Annotated in this window: 19 protein-coding genes and 1 pseudogene; 10 read left to right on the forward strand and 10 right to left on the reverse strand. The window is 60.9% G+C overall.

The features are described 5' to 3' along the window. Positions 1–39: 39 nt before the first annotated feature. From ABIE32_RS20485 to ABIE32_RS20520, 8 genes are read right to left on the reverse strand one after another with little or no spacing between them, the layout of a single operon-like run. Positions 40–255, reverse strand: coding sequence for a hypothetical protein (locus tag ABIE32_RS20485; RefSeq protein ID WP_429018936.1), 216 nt, complete (start codon positions 253–255; stop codon positions 40–42). A gap of 32 nt (positions 256–287) precedes the next feature. Continuing rightward, the gene (locus ABIE32_RS20490; RefSeq protein ID WP_429018939.1) at positions 288–1,505 is read right to left on the reverse strand and encodes a CaiB/BaiF CoA transferase family protein; all 1,218 of its coding nucleotides are present in this window, start codon (positions 1,503–1,505) and stop codon (positions 288–290) included. Positions 1,506–1,510: 5 nt separating this feature from the next. Continuing rightward, on the reverse strand, positions 1,511–2,554 hold the full coding sequence (locus ABIE32_RS20495; protein WP_429018941.1) for a tripartite tricarboxylate transporter substrate binding protein: 1,044 nt from the start codon (positions 2,552–2,554) through the stop codon (positions 1,511–1,513). Positions 2,555–2,595: 41 nt separating this feature from the next. Next, entirely contained in the window at positions 2,596–4,398 is a 1,803-nt protein-coding gene (locus ABIE32_RS20500) for an acyclic terpene utilization AtuA family protein (protein ID WP_429018944.1), read from the reverse strand. After that, a complete protein-coding gene (locus ABIE32_RS20505) occupies positions 4,395–6,425 on the reverse strand; it encodes an acetyl/propionyl/methylcrotonyl-CoA carboxylase subunit alpha (protein WP_429018947.1) in 2,031 nt (676 codons plus the stop codon). Before ABIE32_RS20505 ends, ABIE32_RS20500 begins: the two co-directional genes overlap by 4 nt. A 7-nt stretch (positions 6,426–6,432) precedes the next feature. Then, positions 6,433–7,308 (reverse strand): enoyl-CoA hydratase/isomerase family protein, encoded by an 876-nt coding sequence (locus ABIE32_RS20510; RefSeq protein WP_429018949.1) that lies wholly within the window; start codon positions 7,306–7,308, stop codon positions 6,433–6,435. Positions 7,309–7,345: 37 nt separating this feature from the next. Further along, a complete protein-coding gene (locus ABIE32_RS20515; protein ID WP_224149322.1) occupies positions 7,346–8,509 on the reverse strand; it encodes an acyl-CoA dehydrogenase family protein in 1,164 nt (387 codons plus the stop codon). A gap of 36 nt (positions 8,510–8,545) precedes the next feature. Further along, positions 8,546–10,159 carry an acyl-CoA carboxylase subunit beta gene (locus tag ABIE32_RS20520; protein ID WP_429018952.1) on the reverse strand — a complete coding sequence of 538 codons (1,614 nt, stop codon included), beginning with the start codon at positions 10,157–10,159 and terminating at the stop codon, positions 8,546–8,548. Between the two features lie 220 nt (positions 10,160–10,379). Between ABIE32_RS20520 and ABIE32_RS20525 the strand changes: the two genes are divergently transcribed. Beyond that, positions 10,380–11,102, forward strand: coding sequence for an IclR family transcriptional regulator (locus tag ABIE32_RS20525; protein WP_429018955.1), 723 nt, complete (start codon positions 10,380–10,382; stop codon positions 11,100–11,102). A gap of 381 nt (positions 11,103–11,483) precedes the next feature. Here the strand turns inward: ABIE32_RS20525 and ABIE32_RS20530 are convergent, their stop codons facing one another. After that, entirely contained in the window at positions 11,484–11,777 is a 294-nt protein-coding gene (locus ABIE32_RS20530; RefSeq protein WP_429018957.1) for a hypothetical protein, read from the reverse strand. 361 nt (positions 11,778–12,138) lie between these two features. On the opposite strand from ABIE32_RS20530, the gene panB reads away from it, so the two are divergent. After that, positions 12,139–13,023 carry a 3-methyl-2-oxobutanoate hydroxymethyltransferase gene (gene panB / locus ABIE32_RS20535; protein ID WP_429018959.1) on the forward strand — a complete coding sequence of 295 codons (885 nt, stop codon included), beginning with the start codon at positions 12,139–12,141 and terminating at the stop codon, positions 13,021–13,023. 48 nt (positions 13,024–13,071) lie between these two features. Further along, entirely contained in the window at positions 13,072–13,923 is an 852-nt protein-coding gene (gene panC / locus ABIE32_RS20540) for a pantoate--beta-alanine ligase (protein ID WP_224149317.1), read from the forward strand. 8 nt (positions 13,924–13,931) lie between these two features. Here panC and ABIE32_RS20545 read toward each other — a convergent pair. Further along, positions 13,932–14,272 (reverse strand): annotated as a pseudogene (locus ABIE32_RS20545) (transposase); the annotation flags it as partial. A gap of 130 nt (positions 14,273–14,402) precedes the next feature. On the opposite strand from ABIE32_RS20545, the gene ABIE32_RS20550 reads away from it, so the two are divergent. The 7 genes from ABIE32_RS20550 to ABIE32_RS20580 all read left to right on the forward strand — a co-directional run bounded on the left by ABIE32_RS20550 (position 14,403) and on the right by ABIE32_RS20580 (position 25,176). After that, the gene (locus ABIE32_RS20550; protein ID WP_429018962.1) at positions 14,403–15,677 is read left to right on the forward strand and encodes a nitrate- and nitrite sensing domain-containing protein; all 1,275 of its coding nucleotides are present in this window, start codon (positions 14,403–14,405) and stop codon (positions 15,675–15,677) included. A 250-nt stretch (positions 15,678–15,927) separates the two neighbouring features. Beyond that, positions 15,928–17,199, forward strand: a complete 1,272-nt coding sequence (locus ABIE32_RS20555) for a CmpA/NrtA family ABC transporter substrate-binding protein (RefSeq protein WP_429018964.1) — start codon at positions 15,928–15,930, stop codon at positions 17,197–17,199. A gap of 26 nt (positions 17,200–17,225) precedes the next feature. Next, positions 17,226–18,218, forward strand: coding sequence for a nitrate ABC transporter permease (ntrB, locus tag ABIE32_RS20560; protein ID WP_429018967.1), 993 nt, complete (start codon positions 17,226–17,228; stop codon positions 18,216–18,218). Continuing rightward, positions 18,215–19,027, forward strand: a complete 813-nt coding sequence (locus ABIE32_RS20565) for an ABC transporter ATP-binding protein (protein WP_429018970.1) — start codon at positions 18,215–18,217, stop codon at positions 19,025–19,027. Before ntrB ends, ABIE32_RS20565 begins: the two co-directional genes overlap by 4 nt. A gap of 333 nt (positions 19,028–19,360) precedes the next feature. Beyond that, positions 19,361–21,829, forward strand: a complete 2,469-nt coding sequence (gene nirB / locus ABIE32_RS20570; RefSeq protein ID WP_429018973.1) for a nitrite reductase large subunit NirB — start codon at positions 19,361–19,363, stop codon at positions 21,827–21,829. Between the two features lie 22 nt (positions 21,830–21,851). After that, positions 21,852–22,250 carry a nitrite reductase small subunit NirD gene (gene nirD, locus ABIE32_RS20575; protein WP_429018975.1) on the forward strand — a complete coding sequence of 133 codons (399 nt, stop codon included), beginning with the start codon at positions 21,852–21,854 and terminating at the stop codon, positions 22,248–22,250. 79 nt (positions 22,251–22,329) lie between these two features. Next, entirely contained in the window at positions 22,330–25,176 is a 2,847-nt protein-coding gene (locus ABIE32_RS20580; protein ID WP_429018978.1) for a molybdopterin-dependent oxidoreductase, read from the forward strand. The last annotated feature ends 143 nt before the right edge of the window (positions 25,177–25,319 follow it).

Consider the following 25,319-nt stretch of genomic DNA (forward strand, 5'->3'; position numbering starts at 1 on the left):
CAGTTTGTGGTGCGGTACTTGCGCCGACCCCAGTTCGTCTCACTCATCATCCGAGCCTACTACCGCTGCGGCCCGGATTTGTGCAACAAAGCCCTTTAGATGTGCGCGAGATTGCGAAAATTTAAAATGCAACAAGGGGCTGGGTTTCTCGGGGCGTATTGCCCGGATTTGCCCAAGCTCGCGCATTTGACGGTTGTCGTAGCGGTACCGTTTGAGGCTGTACGAACTGCCCCTGGCCAGGGGCAGTTCAGTCATGGCTTTCCTTTCCTCCATGTATGGGAGGAGGGTCAAATGACCTCTGATTTCGCCAGGCTCGCCAATGCCTCCGGTGGCAGCAACAGTACCTCTTGAAGAACCTGTACGGTGTGAGCTCCCAGTTGAGGGGGCGTTAGATGCATGACAGGCGTCCGGGAAAAGTTGAGTGGACTGCGTAGCGTTGGAATGTCTGTTTGTCTTCCATGTTGCAAGGTGAGCGCCAGCGCTCTATGTTGTGTTTGGGGTTCTGCAAAAACCTGGGCCATGTCATTGATGGGGCCGCAGGGGACTCCTGCGTTTTCCAAGGCATCCAGCAGTACGGATCGAGAATGCTTGAGAACTGCCTCGGCCATGGCGGAACGCAAGCTGTCGCGGTTGGCTACGCGGCTGGCATTGGTCGCGAACTCGGCTTGCTTTGCAAGTTCTGGCATGCCCAGTACTTGGCAACAGGCACTGAACTGTGCGTTGTTGCCCGCTGCAATGATGAGCTGTCCGTCGGCGCAGGCAAAAACTTCGGACGGTGACGCTATAGGGTTGGTGTTTCCAACGCGCTCCGGGCTCTTGCCGGTCATCAAATATCCCAAGGCCAGATGGCCGTTGAGCGCGACGGCCGAGTCGATCATGGCGCAGTCGATGTATTGGCCTTCGCCTGTGCGCTGGTGGTGGAATAGCGCTCCTAGAATCGCGATGGCTGCATTCTGCCCTGTAACCACGTCGGTGATCGGGATGGAGGTTCGCATCGGCCCTGCACCTGCACTACCTTCGGGCTGACCACAGGTGCTCATCATGCCAGCCATGCCTTGCAGGATGAAGTCGTATGCAGGCCGCTGGGCCATCGGGCCCGTCTGTCCAAAGCCGGTCAGCGAGCAATAGACCAGATCGGGCTTGATCTTCTGCAGGCTTGCATAGTCCAGCCCGTATTTTTTCAGCCCACCCGCCTTGTAGTTCTCGACCACCACATCGCATTGCGCCGCCAATTGGCGCACGAGATCGGCTCCTTGGGCTTGGCTGATGTCGATGGTGACCGAGTGCTTGCCGCGGTTATAGGCCAGATACAGCGCCGAATCGTTGCTGTCTTTCCCATCCTCGTCCGGGAGAAAAGGCCCCATGCGACGGGTATCGTCGCCGTCATTGGGCTTTTCGATCTTGTAGACGGTTGCTCCCATGTCGGCAAGGTGCTGTGTGCATAGGGGGCCAGCGATGACGCGTGTGAGGTCGAGCACCTTGATGTTTTGCAAAATGGCAGACATGGTGCTTACTCCAGGCGGATATTGGCTTGCTTGACGACCTGTGCCCAGCGCTTGGCTTCGCTGTGCATAAAGCTGTTGAACTGGGCGGGCGTTCCGCCGACGGGGTCGATGCCGTACTCTATGAGCTTGGCATGCACGTCCGGAGAGTCGATGGCCGCTTGCAGTTCAGCCGAGAGTTTGTTGATGATGGCGCTGGGAACTTTGGCAGGGGCGAGCAAGCCGATCCAGCTGCCACCGGTCATGCTCGGGTAACCGAGTTCGCTCATGGTGGGTACGTCGGGAATGCTGGGCCAGCGCTTTTCGCTGGTGATGGCCAGTGCGTTCAGCTTGCCGGCCTTGACCTGCGGCATCATGGTTTGCACTGAGTCGAACGCCATGGCTACCTGGCCAGAGAACATGTCGGTCAAGGCAGGAGCCATGCCTTTGTAGGGGATGTGTGTGAGCTTGACCTTGGCAGCCTGTCCAAACAGCTCCCCAACCAGATGCGCGCCAGAGCCCGTGCCGCTGGAGGCAAAGCTCGCCTTGTCAGGGTTGGCTTTGGCCCATTGCACAAATTCAGGCAGGGTTTTGGGTTGCAGTGCGGCGCTGGACACCATGAGCAACGGGATATGCCCAAACTGGCTCACGCCGGTCAGGTCGGTCAACGGTGAGAAGCTCATTTTGGGGTATAGGCTGGGGTTTACCACGTGGCCTGCCACGACGACCAGCAATGTGTAGCCATCGGGGGTGGACCGGACCACATTCTGCGAGCCGATCTGGCCGTTGGCGCCAGGCAGATTCTCCACCACTACCGGTGTTTTCAGGCGCTCGGACAGCTTCTGGGTGACCAGGCGCGTCACTGTGTCAGAGACACCGCCAGCGGTATAGGGCACCACCATGCGGATCGGGCGGCTGGGATAGTTTTCTTGCGCCATGGCGTAGGGGACGGCGATGGCGGCGCAGAGCACCAGGGCCATCTGTGTCAGGCGAATGCCCAAGCCTTTTCGTTTGCCGGTTGCCAAAGCTGTTGCCGCAGGCCGCTGCGCTGGTGTTGCTGATACTTGGTTCATGTTGTCTCCTCGGGGTATATGGTTGTCGTGAAAAGAGAATTTCAGTCCAGAAGCAGATGCCGCGGGACCAGAACCGGAATGCTCAGCAGCATTTGTGCAAATGATTTGCCCAAAGGGTCTGAGCGCAGGCTGCACACGCCGCCGCCGGCGAGGGCGTTGTGCAGAACAAAGTTGACGGCATGCAGGCCAGGTGCTTCGTAGCGCTGGACAGTGCCTTGCACCAGATGGCTGAAGTACTGCAGGACCCGCGCGGTGGTCAACTGCTCCAGCAATACAGGATAGAGCTCGGGGGTTCGGGCAATCACGCCGATGTTTTCATCATCGCCTTTGTCGCCACTGCGTGCCCAGGCAATGCGAACCAGTTCGACTTGCTCACGCTCGCCATTCAGTGTCAGCGCCGCAGTAGCCAGGGCGTGGTGTGGCGCAGAGGATGGTTCGGTAATCGTGGGCGCAGCGATCAGCTGTTTCGACTCTCCCTGGAGCGTGACCGTCATCGAAACCAGCTGTTTGGGAACCAGGAAGGAGAAGACCTTGAAAACAGGCTGAATATCTGCCCTCCCAGAAAAGGAGGAGCGGGTGCCCGGCCCCATCGAGGTGCCTGCGGACGCACATTCGCGTTGCAGAAATGAAAGGCCCTTGGCCATGGCATGGCGTGCAGCAATGCGCAAGATGATTTCACGCGTAGGCAGCGGCCGAGCATTGGGCCCGTAGAGCGATTCGCTGCCCAGCAGTTCCACACAGGTTTCCGAATAGTCGGGCAGGTCTTGGCCGGCCAATTGCTCCCGGGTGCGCTGGAGCAGGGCATCCGCGGTCTTGCGGGCCTTGGCCGGTGCGTCCAAACCGCGTATCGCCATCAATACCTGCAACTGGTAGCCATCCAAGTAGGTGCCATTGGCCTTGTAGCTCGCCGTAGGCGCTTGGCCTCGGGCGCCTTGCACTCGTACCCTGTTGGCGTCGATGGTCTGCACCGTGACTTGGCGAAAGTCGCAAGTCACATCGGGCATCAGGTAGCAGGCGGGGTCGCCTACCTCGTACAGAATCTGTTCCGAGACGGCGCCTCGATGAATCAGCCCGCCCGTACCTGTTGGCTTGCTCAGTGTGAAAGCGCCGTTCGGCTCGCAGTCGATCACCGGGTAACCCATATGCGCCCAGTCCGGCACCAGATGCCAGTCGGTGAAAAGGCCGCCGGTCGCCTGCGCGCCGCATTCGATGACATGGCCTGCCAAGGTGCCGGCGGCCAGGCGGTCCCAGTCGTCCCAGGCCCACTGAAACTCATGGGCCAGCACGCCTACCACCACGGCGCTGTCCACACAGCGACCGGTGATGACCATATCGGCCCCCATGGCCAGAGCTTGTGCAATGCCTTGCGCCCCGGTATAGGCGTTGGCAGAGCTCAACTGCTCGGGCGGCATCTCGTGGGTGTACATGTCCTTTAGGCCTTGCTGGCGCAGCGTGGTGAAGATCTCACTCACGTCGTCACCCGTGACAACCGCGATCTTCAGCGCCAGGCCCTGGGTTTCTGCCTCCTGGATCAATGCCTGGGCGCAAGCCATGGGGTGGAGCCCGCCCGCGTTGGACACCACCCGGATGCCTTTGGTGTGCAGTTCACGCAGATGGGGAGCCATGGCGACGCTGACGAAATCAGTGGCGTAGCCAAGCGCTGGGTTCTTGCTGCGGGCCCGCGCCAGGATGGCCATGGTGGTTTCGGCCAGGTAGTCGTATACCAGGTACTGCAACCCTGGCACTTGCAGCAACTGGGGTGTGGCAATGCTGGAGTCACCCCAGAATCCGCTGGCACCACCGATGCGGACGCTGCGGCTGGCAGAGGAGGGTGCGGTGCTCATGCGAGCTCCTCGATGCGCAGCAACAGGCTGCCTTTGGTGGCCTGGGTGTTGGGGCTGGCATGCAACTCCACCACCCGGCCGGCGATGGGGGCCGTCAAGCTGTGTTCCATCTTCATGGCCTCCAGCACTGCCAGTGGTTGGCCCTGGCTGACGGTCTGACCTAGCTCCACCACCACGGCAGCCACGCGGCCGGTCAGAGGTGCGGTGACTGCGCCGCCGCTCTGCACGGCATGGCTGGATTTGTGTGCATCGGCTTGCTCGATGTGCCAGGCCTGTCCGGCATGGAACAGCTCCAGTTGCAGCCCGTCGCGCACGGCGATGGCCTTTTCTACCAGGCCATTGCACTCCACTTGGAAGTGCTGGTGCTCGGCGTCGAACCAGCGCAGATCGCGCAGGAGGAAAACCAGTGCATCGGCACCAGCTTGTGCCTCGGGGGCGTTCAGGCTGATCTTCCAGGCGTCACCCATGGCTTGTACCTCGGCACGCCAGCGTTGCTGTCCAACGGCGAGCTCCAGCACGGCTGGGGAGCGTTGCAGATGGCTGCTGGAAGGGGCGCGAGCCAACAGCGCCAAGGCTGCGAAAGCAAGGCTGCGAGCACAGGCCACTGGTGGAGCTGCCAGGCAGTGGCCCATATACTGCTGCACAAAGCCCGTGTGGATGTCCTTGCCTTGGGTGAACTGAGGGCTGCGCAGGCATTCGACCAGGAAATGCTGGTTGCTGGGTACCCCGAGCAACACGCAGTTCTGCAAGGCGGCTACCAACTTGCGCCGCGCCTCTTCGCGGTTGCTGCCATGCACCACAACCTTGGCAATCATGGAGTCGTAATAGGGGCTGATGGTGCAGCCACTGCGCAATGCCTGCTCCACGCGCACCTCCAAAGGCTGCAGATGCGTGGCCAGTGAAGCAGGAGTGGCTGCATTGGGTGCCTGCCAGTACAGGACCTTGCCTGTCTGTGGCAGAAAACCTGCAGCCACATCTTCGGCTGTGAGTCGGGCTTCAATCGCGTGGCCGTGGATGCCGATGTCGCTTTGCTGCAAGTCGAGTGCCTCGCCGGCAGCGATGCGCAACTGCCATGCCACGAGATCCAGGCCGGTGATGGCCTCGGTCACTGCATGCTCAACCTGCAGGCGGGTGTTCATTTCCATGAAGAAAAAGTCACCATGGGCATCGAGCAGAAACTCCATGGTTCCGGCGCCGATGTAGCCGATCGCCTGGGCGGCCTTGACCGCAGCGTCGCCCATGCGCTGGCGTATCTCTGGGGTGACTGCGGTGGAGGGTGCTTCTTCGATCACCTTCTGGTGGCGGCGCTGGATGGAACAGTCGCGCTCGCCCAGATGAATGCAATGGCCGTGGCTGTCGGCCAGCAGCTGGATCTCGATGTGGCGCGGGGCCAGAATGGCCTTCTCCAGAATCAGTTCTGCGCTGCCAAAGGCCTGCAAAGCCTCGGAGCGTGCCGATGCCAGAGCGCTTGGCAGATCTGCTGCCGTTTGAACGAGGCGCATGCCCCGGCCGCCGCCACCTGCCGCAGCCTTGACCATGACGGGATAGCCCATCTGCAGAGCCGCTGCAACAAAGGCGGCATCTGCCTGGTCGGCACCCTGGTAGCCGGGAATGCAGGGCATATTCGCTTGCATCATCAACTGCTTGGCGCGGGCTTTGTTGCCCATGGCCTTGATGGCTGCGCCGGTCGGGCCGATAAAGACCAGACCAGCCTGGTCTACGGCGTTGGCGAAGTCTTCGTTCTCGGCCAGAAAGCCGTAGCCCGGATGGACCGCATCGGCTCCCGCCTGTTGGGCTGCGGCCAGAATGGCTTCGATGTTCAGGTAACTCTCACGCGGCAGTGCAGCGCCCACGCAGACAGCGGCATCAGCTGCTTGCACATGGGGGCTGTCGCGGTCGGCGTCGGAATAAATGGCCACCGTGCGAAAACCCAGCAGGCGTGCGGACTGAATGATACGCAGTGCAATCTCGCCACGGTTGGCGATGAGCACGCTGTGAAAGGGGCGGATTTGTTTGGTGACGGACATAGGCGGCTCAGGTATTGGGAGTGGCGGGCGTTGCTTGATCGCTGCCTTGGGCTTGGCGAATCTGCTCGGCGTTGAAGCTGGCATGCCAGCGTGCGGGGCGCTTTTCCTTGAAGGCGGCAATGCCTTCCGGCCCTTCGTTGCGCATGCAGGCCGAAAAGGACTCGGCGGCAACATCCAGCATTTGAGGCAAAGGCTGGACGGGGTCGCTACGGACAAACAAGCGCTTGAGCGCCTGGTTGGCCCCAGGAGCACAGCGACACATGCGGCTGAGCCATAGCGCCAGGTGCTCATCCAGCGCGTCACTATCGGGTACCAGCTCATCCACCAGGCCCAGTGCAACGGCCTGCTTCCCGCTGACACGCTCACCGAACAAGCCCAGGCGCAAGGCGTTGCGCCGGCCCAGGCGAGCTTCCACAAAGGGGGCAATCTGTGCAGGAATGATGCCCAGGGCGGTTTCGGTCAGCGCGAACCTGGCGTCTTCGGTGGCGAGGACGATGTCAGCCGTACAGGCCAGGCCCATGCCGCCGCCCATGGCAGCGCCTTCTACCGCAGCAATGATGGGGATGGGCAAGGCAGACCACAGCTCCAGGAACTTGCCGAATTCGCGGTTGCGGGCTGCAATGGGGTCTTGCGCTGGCTCCGTCTGTTGGTGGGCATCAAGGCGGGACTGGAAGCTGCCGATATTGCCGCCAGCGCAGAAAAAGCCCTGGCTGCCGCGCAGCACGATGGCGCGCAGGGCTGCATCGGCTTGCGCAAGCGTGCTCACCTGGTAGAGCTCGGCCGTGACTTCAGGCGAGAGCGCGTTGCGGGTCTCTGGGCAGTGCAGGGTGACGAACAGCACGTCCTGGACGCGGTTCACTCGCAAGTGGTTGTAGTGGTTCATGGAATTTTCAGGTATGGCTGGGCGGAAGGGCGCGGGCTCAGACGCTGAAATCCATCAATCCCATCTTGCGGGCAATCACCATCATCATCACTTCGTCGGCCCCGCCACCGATCGAGCCGAGGCGGTAGTCGCGATAGGCCCGAGAGACGCGGTTCTCCCAGGTGTAGCCCATGCCGCCCTGGAACTGCATGCACCAATCGGCCACTTCGCGGCCCAGGCGTCCTGCCTTGAGCTTGGCCATGGATGCCAGCTCGATCACGTCTTCGCCTTGCACATAGGCGGCGGTGGCGCGGTACACCAGTGAGCGCAAGGCCTCAATCTCGGTCTTGAGCTCGGCCAGCTTGTATTGGATGAACTGGTTGTCCAGCAGCGGGCGGCCAAAGGCGATGCGCTGACGCAGATAGTCGGCGGTCTCCTGGATCAGCTCCATGCTGGCGAGGCGGCGGGCTGCACCGTCCAGACGCTCTTCCTGGAACTGCTTCATCTGGTAGATGAAACCCATGCCTTCTTCGCCAATGCGGTGCCGCACGGGCACGCGCACGTCGTCAAAGAAGATCTGTGCGGTGTCGGAAGACCACATGCCGAACTTCTTGATCTTCTGCACGCTGATGCCCTTGGCACGTTGGCCTTTCTCTTTGAGCGGTACGATGATGAGCGACTTGTTCTTGTGCGGCGAGCCTTCCGAGGTATTGGCCAGCAGGCAGATCCAGTCGGCCTGGGTGCCATTGGTGATCCACATCTTGGAGCCATTGATGATGTAGTCATCGCCATCGCGGCGCGCCGTGGTCTTGAGCGACGAGACATCGGAGCCCGCGCCTTGCTCGGAGACACCGATGCTGCAGACCACGTCACCCGCAATGGCGGGGGCCAGAAACTCCTGGCGCAACGCGTCGGAGCCAAAGGCCGCCAACGCGGGTGTTGCCATATTGGTCTGTACGCCAACACCCATGCTGACGCCCTGGGCCTTGGCATGTCCTATGGCTTCGGCAGCAGCCAAGGCATAGGAGAAATCCAGGCCCAGACCACCGTAGGCCTCAGGTTTGGAAATACCCAGAAAACCCAATTGCCCCATCTTCTTGAAAAGCGCGTGGGCGGGAAAAATCTCGTTGGCTTCCCATTCGTCGACAAACGGGTCGATCTCATTGGTCACAAAGCGACGGAGGCTGGCCATCAGTTCATGGTGTTCGGCGGTATAGAGCATGGTGTATTCCTGGAAGTCAAAGGAGTGATGGCAGCATCAGAAGCGCGCCACACCAAAAGAGAGAGGGCGAAGACGTCGCTGCTCAGCCTCGCGGATGGTGGCCAGTGCGAACAACAGCACATCGCGGGTAGCGCGCGGGTCAATCACTCCATCGTCGAGCAGATGGCCGCTGGTATAGAAAGCGCTGGCCTGTTTGTCGAAGTGGGTGACGATTTCCGTCTTTTGCTTCGCAAGCGCAGCCTCGTTGACGGGCTCATTTTTTCGCTCTGCTTTGGCGCGCTCGACAATCTCCAGCGTGGCCGCCGCTTGTTCGCCGCCCATGACCGCTGTGCGGGCGTTTGGCCAGGAAAAGCAAAAACGCGGCTTGAAGGCACGGCCACACATGCCGTAGTTGCCAGCACCAAACGAGGCACCGCAGTAAATGGTGACCTGTGCCACGGTGGAGTTCGACAAGGCCTGGATCAGCTTGGAGCCGTGCTTGATCATGCCGGCCTCTTCCGAGGCTCTGCCCACGATGAAACCCGTGGTGTTCTGCAAAAAGACGATTGGCGTCTGGCTTTGGTTACACAACTGAATAAACTGAGCAGCCTTGGTGGCACCTGCCGGGTCCAGCGGGCCGTTGTTGCTGATGAATCCGACCACACTCCCGTCCATGCGGCCATGGCCGCAAATGGTGGCTGGGCCATAGTCGGGCTTGAAATCCATCCAGCGCGAGTCATCCACCAGGCGGGCAATCACTTCGCGCATGTCCATGGGCTTTTTGTGCTCCAGCACCATCACACCTGCCAATTGTTCGGGCTCCAGGCGTGGGGCAACGGTGTTGCTGCCGATCAGGGCCAAATCCCAGTTCAGGCTGCCCACAATGTCGCGAGCGATGGCAATGGCGTGGGCATCGTCTTCGGCCACGTACTCGGCCAGGCCGCTGATAGCCGCATGCATATTGGTGCCGCCCAGGTCTTCGGCGCTGGCAATCTCGCCGGTGGCAGCTTTGAGCAAAGGCGGTCCGGCCAAAAATGCACGTGCCTGACCGCGCACCATGACCACATAGTCCGACAGACCCGGCATATAGGCACCGCCTGCGGTGGATGATCCGTGCACCACAGTGATGACCGGCAAGCCGGCCGCCGACATGCGGGCCAGGTTGTAGAACATGCCGCCGCCCCGGATGAATTTGTCCACCCGGTATTGGCGCAGGTTGGAGCCGGCCGATTCCACCAAATGGATGAAGGGCAGCTTGTTCTCCAGTGCAATCTCCTGGCAGCGCATGAGCTTCTGGTTGCCCGCTTCGGTCAGCGCACCGGCGTTGATCCCCGAGTCGGTCGCCACCACCATGCAGCGCACGCCATTGACGATGCCGATGCCGGCAAGCTGAGAGCCGCCAGGGATGGTTGCATCCAGGTCGTCGCTGTCCATGCCATAGCCTGCCAGATTGCACAGCGGCAGAAACGGCGCAAGCGGATCGAGCAGGTGAGCAAGGCGCTCGCGGGGGAGCAATGCGCCGCGTTTGGCAAAGGTGGCCTTGGCCTGGGCAGACTTGTGCATCGCACGCTGCTCCAGTGCCTGCAACTGCTCAATCAGTGCGAGCATGCCGGAGCGCTGCAGCCCGTACTCCGGGCTGTGGACTTGAATGCGGGTGTCAAACGGTGTCATGGGGAAAGCTGCGCAAGGGCAATCAATGGTGTTGTCCGTGATTGAAAAAGATGCGGTTCGACAAGACAAACGAAAAAGCAGGTTTTGTGCACTATGTGCACAAATCAGGGATTGCCCGAGGGTGTCAGTGCCTGTGAAGGAGCACTATGTAGCCATGACGAAAGCTAAGCAAATAGCCGCAGATGGAAGCGGCCCAGGCCGATCCCATGGTGCCCAAAGTGTGGATCGCGCCCTAGAGCTATTGAGTCTGGTGGCAGCCCAACATGGAGAAGGCATCAAGATCCCGGCGCTGGTGCAGCGGGCGGGGCTGGATCGCACCACCGTGCATCGCTTGATCAAAGCGCTGGAGCGGCACCAGTTGGTGCACCGAGAAGCGCGCACCGAAGGCTATCGTCTGGGTCTGGAAGCCTATGCCCTGGGCCAGGCCAGCATGCCTCGGCCTCCGTTGGTGCGGCAATACACGGCCTTGATGAAGTCCCTTGCTCGTCGCGTGGATGAGCCCTTGTTTCTCGTCGCGCGGGCGGGTGATTACAGCCATTGCCTGCATATGGAAGCTGGTTCGCGACCAGTCAAAACCTTCAGCGAAACTGTGGGCGGCATCCGCCTGCTGGGCCTGGGTGTGCCGAGCTTCGCCATGCTCTCGCACATGGGCGATGGCGAAGTGCTGGCGCATTACGAGCGCTTTCAAGAAGAGTATCTGAAGAACCGGATGACACTTGCCCGTCTGCGCAGATGGGTGGAAGAGGGGCGGAAACAAGGCTTCTCGCACATCCACGGCAAGGGCGTGCGAGGCGTGGGCGTTCGCTTTTCCTTTGGGGTCAGCGGCGAAGCTGCCCTGGGTTTCGTGGCTCCGTCGTCTCGCCTGAGCAGAAATGCGGCCATTGATATTGGCAACTGGCTGAGGCAGGAAGTGGTAGCCATGCAAACACACGCCAGGTTCTAGAGTATTCCGCAATCCATTGCCGACCTTTTGATCTGCACTATTTTTGATCTGCACTATCACTGCTACAGAGGGCCACAGCGCTCTTTGCGCTAGATCTTTCTTGTATCTGGAGAATGATCAGTCGTAAGGCAGGAGGAGAGACGCCACCTTACTTCAGGTCAGGGCCACATCGGCCCTGATACGCGTGAGTGTTTTGATGGGCACGAGCTGCATCACGCTTATTGCTATGACTCCAAGCCTCTTGAAGATGCCGTGATCTGACCTCAGAAGGGCAAAATCATGGACTTTGGGAAGCAGGATTGGGTCGCTCGGATGGTCTTGAAGTTCGCGGAACTTGCCTAGAGCCCTGCGTTGCTTAACGCCGTGCGGGCGGTTTTATCTTTATTGCTGGCGATTGCGATACTTGAACCAGGCCGCCCATATGAAAAGTGCCGCCAGCAGCAAAGTCAGCGCGACATCAACCCCTTTCCCAAAGTGTCGATAGAGCCAAAAAAGACGGCCACTCATCACGACCCGCTCTCCAGCTTCATAGGCTACTAGTTGCAAGTAGCTGTGTACACCGGAAGCGAGTATTAGCAGCGTGGCCACTACATACGTTAGCCAATGGTCAAGGATTTTTCTTAGCATGGTGAGTCCTGTGAGCCGAGGTGCGACAGTTGGGATCAGCGCAATCATAGATTCGACATATGGTGGCCTAGGGGGTGCTTATTTGAACAAGTGTTAGGCAGGATAGGGTTTCGCAGCGACTAAGGGTAAAAAAGGCCAGCGGCAGCAGGCTTTGTCGTTGGCTGTCTGTACTGAGCACTGTGAGAAAAAACGCCCGGAGGCGGTTTGGTGGTGCCAATGTTCTTCAGGCTGGGAAACGGAGATTGGCAAAGCATCAAAGTACAACTCGTCAATCAGACCACGGTTGTGGTGGCTTGGCTTGAACCAATCAGCTTCCCTGAAACTGGGACAGATTCAGATCTGTAGGAACTGTCTCGGGCAAGTCCCCTATACTCGCGACAACTTCGAGCAAGGAACACAAGGAGACGCCATGTCGATCCCTGTCAGCACCACCGGTGGAACACCTTACGGCACGATTCCTCCCGCTTCCCCTCTACCTCGGCGCAAGCCCATCAGCCTGCCTCGTCTGAACCAGATGCGGGAGGCGGGCGAGAAGATCAGCATGATCACTGCCTATGATGCCACCTATGCCGCCATCGCAGATGCGGCTGGCGTGGAGTGCATTCTTGTTGGCGACTCCCTGGGAATGGTGTGCCAGGGATTGCATAGCACCGTCGGCGTTTCGCTGGACGCCATGGCTTACCACACCGAGTGCGTGGCGCGAGGTCTGCATCGTGCCCAAGGAACCGCCTGGTTGATCTCCGATCTTCCCTATGGCAGTTATTCCGCAAGCCCCGAGCAAGCCATACATAGCGCCACGCGCCTGATGCAGGCCGGTGCGCACATGGTCAAACTGGAAGGAGGCGGCTGGACCGCGCCTGTGGTGCAATTTCTGGTTGAACGCGGCGTTCCTGTATGTGCGCACCTGGGCCTCACGCCACAGACCGTGCATGCGCTGGGGGGCTATCGCGTACAGGGCCGCGACGCTATGGCCGCAGCCGCACTGCACGAACAGGCCTTGGAGCTTCAGGATGCCGGGGCATCCATGCTTGTGCTCGAAATGGTGCCTGCCGAACTCTCGCGCAAGCTCACGCAGGCCCTGCAGCGCTGCCATACGATTGGCATCGGCGCAGGTAGCGGTACCGCAGGGCAGGTGCTCGTGATGCACGACATGCTCGGCGTGAACCTTGGCAACAACGCCAGATTTGTTCGTGATTTTCTCAAGGACGCAGGCTCGGTCAGAGGCGCCATCGAGGCCTATGTGCGCGCCGTCAAGGAAGGGAAATTTCCAGACGATGTGCTCCATGCCTGGTGATTTTTCCAGTTTTCATTTTCATCAGTGCGAAACGATTGAGCCACTACCATGCAAATCACACAGACCATCCCTGAACTTCGCGCAGCCCTGGCACAACGTGGCAGGCCTGGATTTGTACCCACCATGGGAAATCTGCATGAGGGCCACCTGTCACTGGTTCGCGTCGCAGCCGAGATTGGGGACGTCTCTGTTGCGAGCATTTTCGTCAACCGGCTGCAGTTCCTGCCCCATGAGGATTTCAATAGCTATCCGCGTACCTGGGAGGCAGATTGTGCAAAGCTGGAAGCGACAGGTTGCGACGTGCTGTTCGCGCCGCGCGAGCTCGATCTCTACCCTGAGCCACAGGTGTTCAAGGTCTTGCCTGATCCGCAGATCGCGGACATTCTCGAAGGCGAGTTTCGCCCGGGATTCTTTACCGGCGTCTGCACGGTGGTGATGAAGCTATTTGCCTGTGTCTTCGGATCGACAGGTGGCGGATTTGCGGTATTTGGCAAGAAAGACTATCAGCAGCTTTTGGTGGTGCGCCGCATGGTGCAGCAGTTTGCCCTGCCGATTGAGATCGTTGGCGTAGAAACCGCACGCGCAGAAGATGGCCTGGCGCTCAGTTCGCGCAACGGCTATCTGAGCATTGAGGAGCGCCAGAGAGCTGGTGCGCTTTCAAGCGCCCTGCAGCAACTGGCGGCCAGCACACGCGCGGGTCACCGTCAGCTTGTCGATCTGGAAGCTGAAGCAGCGAAGCTGCTGCACGACAAAGGCTGGGCAACGGACTACCTCACCGTGCGCGAGCGCGACAGCCTTCGTGTGCCACCGCAAACGGGGCCGATACCAGATGTTCCGCTGGTGGCGCTTGGCGCTGCTCGGTTGGGCAGTACGCGCCTGATTGACAACCTGGAGTTCTAGGCGTTTGTTCAAATTCTTTTGAGCAACAGATCCAAGAAGGCCAGATGGACGAACTGCAAGCTGGTATGGAGCAGCCGCTCGCAGTTCTTCGATAGCCGCCTGTTCTTGCCCAGCCAGGCAAAGCTGCGCTCAACGATCCAGCGCTTGGGCATGACCTTGAAGCTGTGCAGCTCGCTCCTTTGCGATCCGCCAACTCAGCGGTGGTCACGGCTACTGCATGCGGCAAACCCTGCGTATTTATTGCAATGTGGCGCTTGATGCCCGATACCTTCTTGCCCGCGTCATAGCTCTTCAGGGCCGCTGTATCCGTGTTCTTTGCGCTCTGCGCGTCCACAATCAAGTGCGCGCTCTCCAGCAGTGGCCTGATGATCTCGAATTGTTCGCGACTGATGTCGCTTGGCTAGGCAAGATCCGTTAATTCAAAAATGGCATGAATTGTGCAACTTTACAGGTTTGAAATGCTGATAAAGACATGCCCCATGAAAACGCCTCTGCACTATCTGATCGCTGCCCGGCAAAGTGAGATGGCTGCGCTGGAGCAGATCAGCGGTGCCAGCAGCCTTGTGGCGAGCATGTCAGAGCTGGTCCACGCGCTTCAGAAGGAGCGCGGACTCTCGAATATGTATCTGTTCAGTGGTGGAGCGTTTGCACGTCAAAGCTTGCTGGAGCATGGCCCGCATGTAGACGCGGTCATGGGCAGGGTCTGCCTGGTGCTTGATGAGCTGGGTGAGCGCCTGCCGGGCGCACATGGCGCGCGGCTGTTCAATGCGATCGCCAGTGCGCTTGAGGGCTTTGAAGCGCTACCGTTGCTGCGTCGTCAGCGGGATGCATTGCAACTGAGCGCCGAAGATTGCACACAGGCGCTGATCCGCATGATTGCCGCCTGCCTGACCGTGGTGTTCGAGGCCGCCGACAGCGCCTGCGATCCCGACATCGCGAAGTTGCTGGTGGCGCTGTTTCATTTCATGCAAGGCAAGGAACTGGCCGGGCAGGAGCGTGCCACTGGGGTCGCAGCGTTTACAGAAGGGATTGGCAACACCGAGCGTCAGCGCCATTGGCTGCACCTGATCGATTCGCAGGAGCGATGTTTTCAGGTGTTTGCCGACTTCGCGAGTCTGGCAGGAAGGGAGCGATGGCAGTTGCAATGCGGGGCCTGCCCCGATATGACGGTGATCGAGCGGCTGCGACGCATGGGCTGCACGGCCGGGGATGGCGTACCACTGGAGCAGGGTCTGAGCGCTTCCTGGTTTGAGGCCTGTTCCAGCCGGCTCGATGCCATGCACCAGATTGAGGCGTTTCTGGCCCAGGAGCTGGAGGTTCAATGCCTGCGCAAGCGTGAGCTGGCCAGTGCCGCGCTGAGCCAGCAGCGCCAGTTGCTGGAGAGGCAGCCGCAGACGCGTGCTGAAGCTGCGGAGGCATTTTTGGGGGCAAGACAGCCTGCAGCCACCCTGCCTGCAGAAGGCGCCTATGGGCTGCAACTCGAAAAGAGCATTGTCTCGCTGGTACAGGAGCAATCCATGCGCCTGCAGGATATGCAGGCCGAGATCGACAAGGCACGCGCGACGCTTCAGGAACGAAAGACGATAGAGCGGGCCAAGGGCGTGCTGATGAACTACCGCCAGCTTAGCGAGGGCGACGCCTACAAGCTGATTCGCCAGACGGCCATGAACCAGAACCGGCGCATGCTTGATGTGGCCGATGCCATTCTGGCCACATTGGAACTGCTGCCTGCCAGCACCAATTCATCGCTTTGACAGTCCCGCGATTGCTGCGCCGCACCAAATTTGGGCCAGATCGGCGCTGAAACCAGTCTTCTCCTCTGAGAAAGCACTGGCATGGTTTGTGCATGACTGTTGCTGTACAGCAGACCAAAGGCGGTCGCGCTGAAAGCGTAACTACGAGCGACCTGGGACAACGGCGTCCTTTTCTCCTCTCACCCGAGGAGGGAAGGGCGCCTTTTGTTTTCTGGATCGCCTTCACCACGATTCTTGATGGAGTTTTCTCATGAGCCAACGCCTTGCTTTGTCGACGAATTCCAAGCTGGAGCCCGCATTCATTGGCGGCCGACGTGATTTCCTGCGTGCGGCTGGCGGCGCAGCGCTGTATGGTGCACTGGGTCACCATGGCGCCTGGGCTGCGGGCTCCGACGCCCCGGAGAAGAAAGAGGTCAAGATAGGCTTTATCCCGCTGACCGATTGCGCCAGCGTGGTCATGGCCTCGGTGCTGGGGCTCGATCAGAAATACGGCGTGAAGATCATTCCCAGCAAGGAGGCGAGCTGGGCTGGCGTGCGCGACAAGCTGGTCAATGGCGAACTGGATTTTTCCCATGTGCTCTATGGTCTGGTCTATGGCCTGCAACTGGGCGTGGGCGGCCCCAAGAAGGACATGGCCGTGCTCATGCACCTCAACAACAACGGTCAGGCGATTTCCCTGTCCAAGGCCCTGGCAGACAAGGGCGCGGTAGATGGGCCCAGCCTGGCCAAGGTGATGGGCAAGGAAAAGCGCGAATACACGTTTGCCGGCACCTTTCCTACCGGCACCCACGCCATGTGGATGCATTACTGGCTGGCGGCGGCGGGCATCAATCCTTTGTCCGAAGCCAAGCTGATCACTGTGCCGCCGCCCCAGATGGTGGCCAATATGCGCGTGGGCAACATGGATGGCTTCTGCGTGGGTGAGCCCTGGAACCACCGCGCCATCATGGATGGCATTGGCATCACGGCCAACACCACGCAAGACATCTGGAAGGACCACCCCGAGAAAGTGCTGGGCACCACGGGCGAGTTCGCGCAGAAGAACCCCAATACCTGCCGTGCCGTAATGATGGCGATTCTGGAGGCTGGCCGCTGGATTGATGCCAGCCTGCAGAACAAGACGAAGATGGCCGAGACCGTGGCCCAGAAGTCCTACATCAACACCAGTGTTGACGCGATCAACCAGCGCATTCTGGGTCGGTACCAGAACGGTCTGGGCAAGACCTGGGACGACCCCAACCACATGAAGTTCTTCAACGATGGGGCGGTGAATTTTCCCTATCTGTCCGATGGCATGTGGTTCCTGACCCAGCACAAGCGCTGGGGTCTGCTCAAGTCGCATCCCGACTATCTGGCCGTGGCTCGGCAGATCAATCGCATCGACCTCTACCAGCAGGCTGCCAGCCAACTCCAGGTCAGTGTGCCCAAGGAACCGATGCGCAGCAGCAAGCTGATCGATGGCGTGGTCTGGGACGGCAAGAACCCGGCCCAGTACGCAGACAGCTTCAAGATCAAGGCCTGAGGCCGCCACCCCGCCGGAGAGTCACCATGGTCAGTGCCGTATTCCATTCACCGCTCGAATCCGATCCCTCTCACGATTCGCAACTGGCCGCCCAGGCGGCCAATGATGCGCTGCTTGAAGGTTCAAAAAAGATAGCTATTGGCGAAGATCACATAAGGTCTGATGTGGAAAAAGATACCAAACGCAGAGCGCAAGCCTCGGCTTCGGCCATTGTGGCGCCCAGCCCGTTACGCCAATGGACAGAACCACTGTTTGCGCGGATCTTGCCCCCGGTGCTGGGGCTGGCACTGCTGGTCGGGCTGTGGTCTCTGGTTTCCAGCAGCACCGGCAAGAGCATCCCTTCCCCGGCGGAGACCTGGGAGCAGGCTGTGCAGGTGTTCAGGGACCCGTTCTACCGCAGCGGCCCCAATGACCAGGGTGTGGGCTGGAACGTGCTGTCCTCGTTGCAGCGCGTGGCTCTCGGCTTCGGCCTGGCCGCGCTGGCGGGCATTCCGCTGGGTTTTTTGATCGGGCGCTTCAGTTTTCTCTCGCGCATGTTCAATCCCCTGATCAGCCTGCTGCGTCCGGTCTCGCCGCTGGCCTGGCTGCCGATCGGCTTGCTTGTGTTCAAGGGCGCCAGTCCGGCGGCCATCTGGACCATCTTCATCTGCTCGATCTGGCCCATGGTCATCAATACCGCTGTGGGTGTGCAGCGTGTGCCCCAGGACTATATGAATGTGGCCCGGGTGCTGAACCTGTCGGAATGGAAGATCGCCACCACCATTCTGTTTCCAGCCGTGCTTCCCTATATGTTGACGGGTGTTCGTCTGGCCGTGGGCACGGCCTGGCTGGTGATCGTGGCCGCCGAGATGCTGACCGGCGGCGTGGGCATAGGCTTCTGGGTCTGGGACGAGTGGAACAACCTCAACGTCAAGAACATCATCATTGCCATCTTTGTGATCGGCATCGTGGGCCTGGTGCTGGAGTGGGCACTGGTCAAGCTGGCTTCGGCCTTCACGTTTGAAGAGGTGAAATCATGAATGGATCGCGGTCCGCCAAGTACATCGAGATCCATGGCGTGGAGCAGACCTTCAAGACTGCCAAAGGGCTGTTTCCGGCGCTGCGCGACATCCATCTGAATATCGCCAAGGGCGAGTTCGCGAGCCTCATCGGGCATTCGGGCTGCGGCAAGTCCACCTTGCTGAATCTGATTGCTGGCCTGACCATGCCCACGGACGGAGCACTGTTGTGCGCCAACAAGGAAATCAAGGGCCCAGGGCCCGAGCGTGCCATGGTGTTCCAGAACCATTCGCTGCTGCCCTGGCTGACCTGCTGGGGCAATGTGCACCTGGCCGTAGAGCGTGTCTTTGCCAGGAGCGAAACCCGGGCGCAGCTGGCCGAGCGCACCGACGCGGCGCTGGCCCTGGTTGGGTTGACCCATGCTGCGCAAAAGCGTCCCGGCGAAATATCGGGCGGCATGAAGCAGCGCGTGGGCATTGCGCGCGCGCTGTCCATGGAGCCCCAGGTGTTGCTGATGGATGAGCCGTTTGGCGCTCTCGATGCGCTGACGCGTGCCAAGCTGCAGGATGAATTGCTGGAGATTGTGGCGCGCACGCATAGCACAGTGGTGATGGTGACGCACGATGTGGACGAAGCCGTGCTGCTGTCCGACAAGATCGTGATGATGACCAACGGGCCGGCAGCCACGATTGGGGAGGTGCTGCATGTGGAATTGCCTCGCCCGCGAAACCGGGTAGAGCTGGCCGAAAGTCCGCAGTATCAAAGCTATCGCAAGGCAGTGATCGATTTTCTCTACACCCGCCAGGGTCATGTGGAGAAGGTGGTCTGAGCCTTGATCCCATCCCGCCCCATGGCGCCTTCGGGCGCCATGCGCGTTTTTCGCACAGCAGGAAAGGGCGCAGGCACGAAAACAGTGCATGCAAGCCCGGGAGCCATGGCCTAAAAAGGGATGGGCCCAGGCGCATGCGTGCGATCTCAGGGCGTGTGGTTTTCGGGATGGCAGATCTGGCATGGCAATTGCATGTTGTTGGGCGTGGCCAAGGTGGGCCACAGGGTGAAGGTGCAAGGTTGCGCCGGAGTCCAAGGACAAAGACGTCTACGCGTTCATGCCGGTCATGCAACGCGCAGACGTCTTTTTTTTCCCAAGCCCACGGGGACTGAGATGAAAAAATCCAAACTGGTCATGATTGGCAACGGAATGGCGGGTGTACGCGCGCTGGAAGAGTTGCTGGCCATTGCTCCCGATCTGTACGACATCACGGTGTTTGGCGCCGAGCCGCATCCCAACTACAACCGAATTCTGCTGTCGCCGGTGCTGGCCGGGGAGCAGACGCTCAGCGATATCGTGCTCAACGACTGGGCCTGGTACCAGGACCATCACATTCTGCTGCACGCAGGCTATACCGTGACAGCCGTGGACCGTGCCCGTCGTACGGTGCATGCGGTCAATGCCCAGGGCGAAGAAGCCAGTGCTGGCTACGATCGCCTGATCATGGCAACGGGCTCCAACCCTTTTATTCTGCCCATTCCCGGCAAGGACCTGCTGGGTGTACTGGCCTACCGGGACATTGCCGACACCGAGGCCATGATCGAGGCGGCAAAGACACTCAGGCATGCGGTGGTGATCGGTGGTGGCCTGCTCGGACTGGAGGCCGCGAACGGTCTGATGAAACGCGGCATGCAGGTGACGGTTGTGCATGTGGGGGATTGGCTGATGGAGCGCCAGCTTGACGATCGGGCCGGCCAGATGCTGCAGCAATCGCTCTCCGAGCGAGGCATGCAGTTCTGCATGCATGCGCAGACGCAGGAATTGCTGGGTGACGCCAGCGGCCGCGTGCGCGCGGTGCGCTTCCAGGATGGCAGCGAGATTCCGGCTGATCTGGTCGTCATGGCCGTCGGCATACGTCCCAACACGGGGCTGGCTGAATCCATGCATCTGCATGTGAATCGCGGAATTGTGGTCAGCGACACGCTGCAGACTGTGACCGACCCGCGCATCTACGCAGTGGGCGAATGTGCTGCGCACCGGGGGACTGCCTATGGGCTGGTGGCGCCGCTGTTTGAACAGGGCAAGGTGCTGGCCAACCATCTGGCGGAATTCGGCATCGGCCGCTATCTGGGGTCGCTGACCTCGACCAAGCTCAAGGTCACGGGCATCGACCTGTTCTCGGCGGGCGATTTCCGGGGCGGAGGCGATACTGAAGAGATTCTGATGAGCGACCCCTATGCGGGAGTCTACAAAAAGCTGGTCATCAAGGATGACAAGCTGGTCGGCGCCTGCCTGTATGGCGATACGGTGGATGGCAGCTGGTATTTCAAGCTGCTGCGCGAAGGCCGCAGCGTGGCCGATATCCGCGACAAGCTGATGTTTGGCGAGTCCAATCTAGGAGATACCGGCCACCAGGGCCAGAACAAGGCCGCCGCCATGGCCGATGGCGACGAGGTGTGCGGCTGCAACGGCGTGACCAAGGGAGCCATCTGCAAGGCCATCAAGGAAAAAGGCCTGTTCACGCTGGAAGAGGTGCGCAAGCGCACCAAGGCCAGTGCCAGCTGCGGCTCCTGCACCGGGCTGGTGGAGCAGATCATCATGTTCACGGCCGGCGGCGACTATTCCGCATCGCCCAAGACCAAGGCCATGTGCGGTTGTACCGACCACGGCCACCAAGCCGTGCGCGACGCGATTCGTGAGCACAGGCTGTTGACCACCGATGCCGTGTTCCGCTTCATGGAATGGCGCACGCCCAATGGCTGCGCCTCGTGTCGCCCGGCTGTCAACTACTATCTGATCAGCACCTGGCCCAAGGAGGCAAGGGACGACCCGCAAAGCCGTTTCATCAACGAGCGCAGCCACGCCAATATTCAGAAGGACGGTACGTACAGCGTGATACCGCGCATGTGGGGCGGTGAGACCACGGCCGACGAGTTGCGCCGCATTGCCGATGTGGTGGACAAATACCAGATACCTACCGTGAAGGTGACGGGCGGCCAGCGCATCGACTTGCTGGGCGTGAAGAAAGAAGACCTGCAGGGCGTGTGGAACGATATCGGCATGCCTTGCGGCCATGCCTATGCCAAGGCGTTGCGCACGGTCAAGACCTGTGTGGGCAGCGAATGGTGCCGTATGGGCACGCAGGACAGCACCCAGATGGGCAAGGACCTGGAGCGTGCCATGTGGCGCATGTACGCACCTCACAAGGTGAAGTTCGCCGTCAGCGGCTGCCCACGCAACTGCGCGGAGTCCGGCATCAAGGACGTAGGCATCATCGGCGTGGACTCGGGTTGGGAGATGTACGTGGGCGGCAACGGCGGCATCAAGACCGAGGTCGCGCACTTCTTCACCAAGCTCAAGACTGCCGACGAGGTGATGGAGTACACCGGTGCATTCATGCAGCTGTATCGCCTGGAAGGCTGGTACCTGGAGCGCACCGTGCACTACATCAACCGGGTGGGTCTGGACTATGTGAAAAAGCGCATTCTGGATGATGCCGAAGGCCGCAAGGTGCTGTGGGAGCAACTGCAGTTCGCCCTGGAGGGCGAGCCCGATCCCTGGTTCGAGACCGACAAGGCAGCCGTGGATGTGCGGCAGTTCCAGCCATTGACGGCTGCACAAACGGCAAGAGACAGCGCCTGAGCCAACCACCGAGGAGCCCGAAATGAGTGAATGGATTTCTATCTGCATGATGGACGACATCCCCGTGCTGGGGGCCCGCCGGGTGGCGCGCGCCCGTGGCCTGGATGTGGCAGTGTTCCGCAATGCAGAGGACGAGGTGTTTGCGCTGCTGGACCGCTGTCCGCACAAAGGCGGTCCGCTGTCGCAAGGCATTGTGTTCGGCCGCAGCGTAGCCTGTCCACTCCACAACTGGACCATTGCACTGCGATCGGGTGAAGCTGCGGAGCCCGACGAGGGCTGCACGCCGCACTTCAGCGTGCGGGTGCAGGACGGCGAGGTGCAGTTGCGGGCCGACGAACTGGCCAGCCGCGCGCTGGAGCAGACCCGGCCGCATGCAGGGCCCGCGCATTGTGCAGGCAAATCCCCCTGTGCTTCTGTCTAGCGCCTTGTTTGCTATTTATTAGATAGCTGATTGCGCTTTTGTGATAAGCGCCACGGCGCAATTTGACTGAAGGTTTTCCATGCGTGAGACCAAATCCACCTGCCCCTATTGCGGTGTCGGCTGCGGCGTGGTCATCGAGTCCGATGGGCTGCAGATTGTCGGCGTGCGCGGGGACATCGATCACCCCGCCAACCAGGGGCGCCTGTGTACCAAGGGCAGCACCTTGCATCTGACGGCCGCACCTGCCTATGCCCAACAGGCCCGTTTGCTGCAACCCATGCGCAGGTTGCAGCGCACTGCGGCGCCGCAGGCCGTAAGCTGGGATCTGGCACTGGGCGAGCTGGCCGGGCACCTGGCCCGGATTCACGCCGAGCATGGGAGCGATGCATTGGGCTTTTACCTCAGCGGCCAGCTGCTGACCGAGGACTATTACGTCTTCAACAAACTGGTCAAAGGCCTGCTGGGAACCAACAACCTCGACACCAATTCCCGCCTGTGCATGAGCAGTGCCGTGGCGGGCTACAAGGCCACGCTGGGGGCCGATGCGCCGCCTGCCTGCTACTCTGATATCGACCTCGCGGGCTGCATGTTCATCACGGGCAGCAATATGGCCTGGGCACACCCGATTCTGTTCCGGCGCGTGGAAGAGGCCAAGGTTCACAACCCGCACCTGAAGATCATCGTGGCCGACCCGCGCCGTACGGAAACCGCCGAGCTGGCGGATCTGTACCTGCCGCTGCAGCCGGGCAGCGATGTGATGCTGTGCCATGGGCTGCTGCACATCATGCTGTGGGAAGGCTGGACGGACAGCTCCTTCATTGCGCAGCACACCAGTGGATTCGCCCAGCTCAAGGAACTGGTGCGCGAGGCTACGCCCGAGAGGGTTGCCGCCATCTGCGGTCTGCCGCCGGCAGACCTGTACCGGGCGGCACGCTGGATGGCATGGGGTGGTGCACAAGAGCCTGGTGAGCCAAGACTACCCACGCTCAGCCTGTACTGCCAGGGCCTGAACCAGAGCCGCAGCGGTACAGCCAACAATGCGGCGCTGATCAACCTGCATCTGGCTACCGGCCAGATCGGCAAACCCGGCGCGGGGCCGCTTTCGCTGACGGGCCAACCCAATGCCATGGGTGGGCGCGAGGTGGGGGGGCTGTCCAATCTGCTCAGTGCGCACCGCGATATGGGCAATCCGGAGCACAGGGCCGAGGTGGCTCGGCTTTGGGGCGTGGATGCCGTGCCTGCACAAGCCGGAAAATCCGCACTGGAGATGTTCGAAGCCGCAGCCGACGGACAGATCAAAGCCTTGTGGATCGCCTGCACCAATCCCGCGCAGAGCCTGCCCGAGCAGGCCATGGTGCGCCGGGCGCTGGAGCGGGCCGAGTTGGTCGTGGTGCAGGAGGCCTTCGCCGTGACCGAGACCACGGCCTATGCCGACTGGCTGCTGCCTGCCACTACCTGGGGTGAGAAGCTGGGTACGGTGACCAATAGCGAGCGGCGCATCTCCCGCGTGCGGGCCGCCGTTGTCGCGCCAGGGGCGGCGCGCCATGACTGGCAGATCGGCGTGCAGTTGGCGCAACGCCTGGAGCAGCGCTTGCGCCTGGGGCAGCCCACGCTGTTTCCCTACGACACGGAGAACCCGCCAGCGGGCGCCGAAGCCATCTGGAACGAGCACCGCGAGAGCACGCGCGGTCGCGATCTGGACATCACGGGTCTGAGCTGGGACTTGCTGGAGGCAGGGGGCCCGCAGCAATGGCCCATGCCCAGCGGAGCAAGCCACGGCAAACAGCGCTTGTACGGTGATGGAATATTTGCAACCGACGACGGTCGAGCCCGTTTTGACATTCAGCCCTGGCAGGCAGTGGCCGTACCGCGTGATGCACGCCATCCTTTCAGCCTCAACACGGGCCGCCTGCGCGACCAGTGGCACGGCATGACGCGGACTGGTCAGCTGGGGCGTCTGTTTGCGCATGCGAGCGAGCCGCAGCTGCAGGTCAACCCACAGGACATGCAGCGGCTGCAGTTGCAGGACGGCGATCTAGTCCATGTCTCCAACCGCTATGGCGCCATCGTCCTGCCCGTGCAGGCGGATCCAGGGCTGCAGGCCGCGCAGCTCTATGTGCCCATGCACTGGGGCAGCATGCATCTGAGCGGGATGGGCTCCCGGGGCCAGAAACTGGCCGGCGTCAATGCGCTGACCACGCCCGAGCGCTGCCCGCGCTCCAAGCAACCCGAGCTCAAGCACGTGGCCGTCAAGTTGCTCAAGGCAGAACTGCCCTGGACGTGCCTGGGCATGGCCTGGTTGGGCGAAGCGCAGGTGCAGTCCGTTCGCCAGGCGCTGGCAGCGTTGATGGCCGAGTTCGACTTTGCCAGTTGCGTGCTTTTCGGCCGCACTGTCTCGCTGGAACACGCAAGCCAAGGCCGCACCGGCGTGCAGTTTCGCGCGGCGGCCTATGAGGCACCGTCCGCCGAAGTGCTGGCGCGTCTGCATCGGTTGTTGCAGCTCGATGGGCCGCAGGCCATGCGCTATGCAGATGCGCGCCGCCAGTGCAGCCGGGCCATGGTGGTAGCGCGCCAAGCGGGGGAGCCACGGCTCGATGCCTTTTTACTCTGCGGAGATGCCAGCGCGGGCCAGTGGCTGGGGCCGGTTCTGCGTGATGAGCAATCGGTGCAAACCTATGGCCGTCTGCTGCTGTCATCGGGCAGGAAGCCGCCCGCCGCCATGCCGGCCAGATCGCCGCAGGTATGCGCATGCATGAATGTGGACGAGGCCAGCATCAGCAAGCAGCTATCCGCATGCGACGGTTCGCCCGACGAACGGCTGGCACAACTCAAGTCTTCACTGGGCTGTGGCACGCGTTGCGGCTCCTGTATTCCAAAGATCAAGCAACTGGTTCAGGCGATTCCGGCCCTACCGGCTGTTGCCTGAGTTCCCAACAAGCCCGTCGAGATCCTTCACCAGAGGATATCCTCGGTTGGCCTGGGAATTTTCAGTGTCCGCTGCAGTAATGATCCCTGATGAAGACCGGCAGATCGTTGGACGGAGGCATAAAGGGCACCTGGTACATCATG

Origin of the sequence: Comamonas sp. 4034 (genome assembly GCF_050434545.1) — a bacterium.
GTDB lineage: Bacteria > Pseudomonadota > Gammaproteobacteria > Burkholderiales > Burkholderiaceae_C > Comamonas > Comamonas odontotermitis.

Excerpts from the sequence above, each read along its gene's own strand:
- ABIE32_RS20495 (WP_429018941.1), bottom strand. The coding sequence starts at position 2,554 with ATGAACCAAGTATCAGCAACACCAGCGCAGCGGCCTGCGGCAACAGCT.
- nirB (WP_429018973.1), top strand. The coding sequence starts at position 19,361 with ATGAAAAAATCCAAACTGGTCATGATTGGCAACGGAATGGCGGGTGTA.
- ABIE32_RS20490 (WP_429018939.1), bottom strand. The coding sequence starts at position 1,505 with ATGTCTGCCATTTTGCAAAACATCAAGGTGCTCGACCTCACACGCGTC.
- panC (WP_224149317.1), top strand. The coding sequence starts at position 13,072 with ATGCAAATCACACAGACCATCCCTGAACTTCGCGCAGCCCTGGCACAA.
- ABIE32_RS20515 (WP_224149322.1), bottom strand. The coding sequence starts at position 8,509 with ATGCTCTATACCGCCGAACACCATGAACTGATGGCCAGCCTCCGTCGC.
- ABIE32_RS20505 (WP_429018947.1), bottom strand. The coding sequence starts at position 6,425 with ATGTCCGTCACCAAACAAATCCGCCCCTTTCACAGCGTGCTCATCGCC.
- ABIE32_RS20550 (WP_429018962.1), top strand. The coding sequence starts at position 14,403 with ATGAAAACGCCTCTGCACTATCTGATCGCTGCCCGGCAAAGTGAGATG.
- ABIE32_RS20565 (WP_429018970.1), top strand. The coding sequence starts at position 18,215 with ATGAATGGATCGCGGTCCGCCAAGTACATCGAGATCCATGGCGTGGAG.
- ABIE32_RS20555 (WP_429018964.1), top strand. The coding sequence starts at position 15,928 with ATGAGCCAACGCCTTGCTTTGTCGACGAATTCCAAGCTGGAGCCCGCA.
- ntrB (WP_429018967.1), top strand. The coding sequence starts at position 17,226 with ATGGTCAGTGCCGTATTCCATTCACCGCTCGAATCCGATCCCTCTCAC.
- ABIE32_RS20500 (WP_429018944.1), bottom strand. The coding sequence starts at position 4,398 with ATGAGCACCGCACCCTCCTCTGCCAGCCGCAGCGTCCGCATCGGTGGT.
- panB (WP_429018959.1), top strand. The coding sequence starts at position 12,139 with ATGTCGATCCCTGTCAGCACCACCGGTGGAACACCTTACGGCACGATT.
- ABIE32_RS20485 (WP_429018936.1), bottom strand. The coding sequence starts at position 255 with ATGACTGAACTGCCCCTGGCCAGGGGCAGTTCGTACAGCCTCAAACGG.
- ABIE32_RS20510 (WP_429018949.1), bottom strand. The coding sequence starts at position 7,308 with ATGAACCACTACAACCACTTGCGAGTGAACCGCGTCCAGGACGTGCTG.
- ABIE32_RS20580 (WP_429018978.1), top strand. The coding sequence starts at position 22,330 with ATGCGTGAGACCAAATCCACCTGCCCCTATTGCGGTGTCGGCTGCGGC.
- ABIE32_RS20530 (WP_429018957.1), bottom strand. The coding sequence starts at position 11,777 with ATGATTGCGCTGATCCCAACTGTCGCACCTCGGCTCACAGGACTCACC.
- ABIE32_RS20520 (WP_429018952.1), bottom strand. The coding sequence starts at position 10,159 with ATGACACCGTTTGACACCCGCATTCAAGTCCACAGCCCGGAGTACGGG.
- nirD (WP_429018975.1), top strand. The coding sequence starts at position 21,852 with ATGAGTGAATGGATTTCTATCTGCATGATGGACGACATCCCCGTGCTG.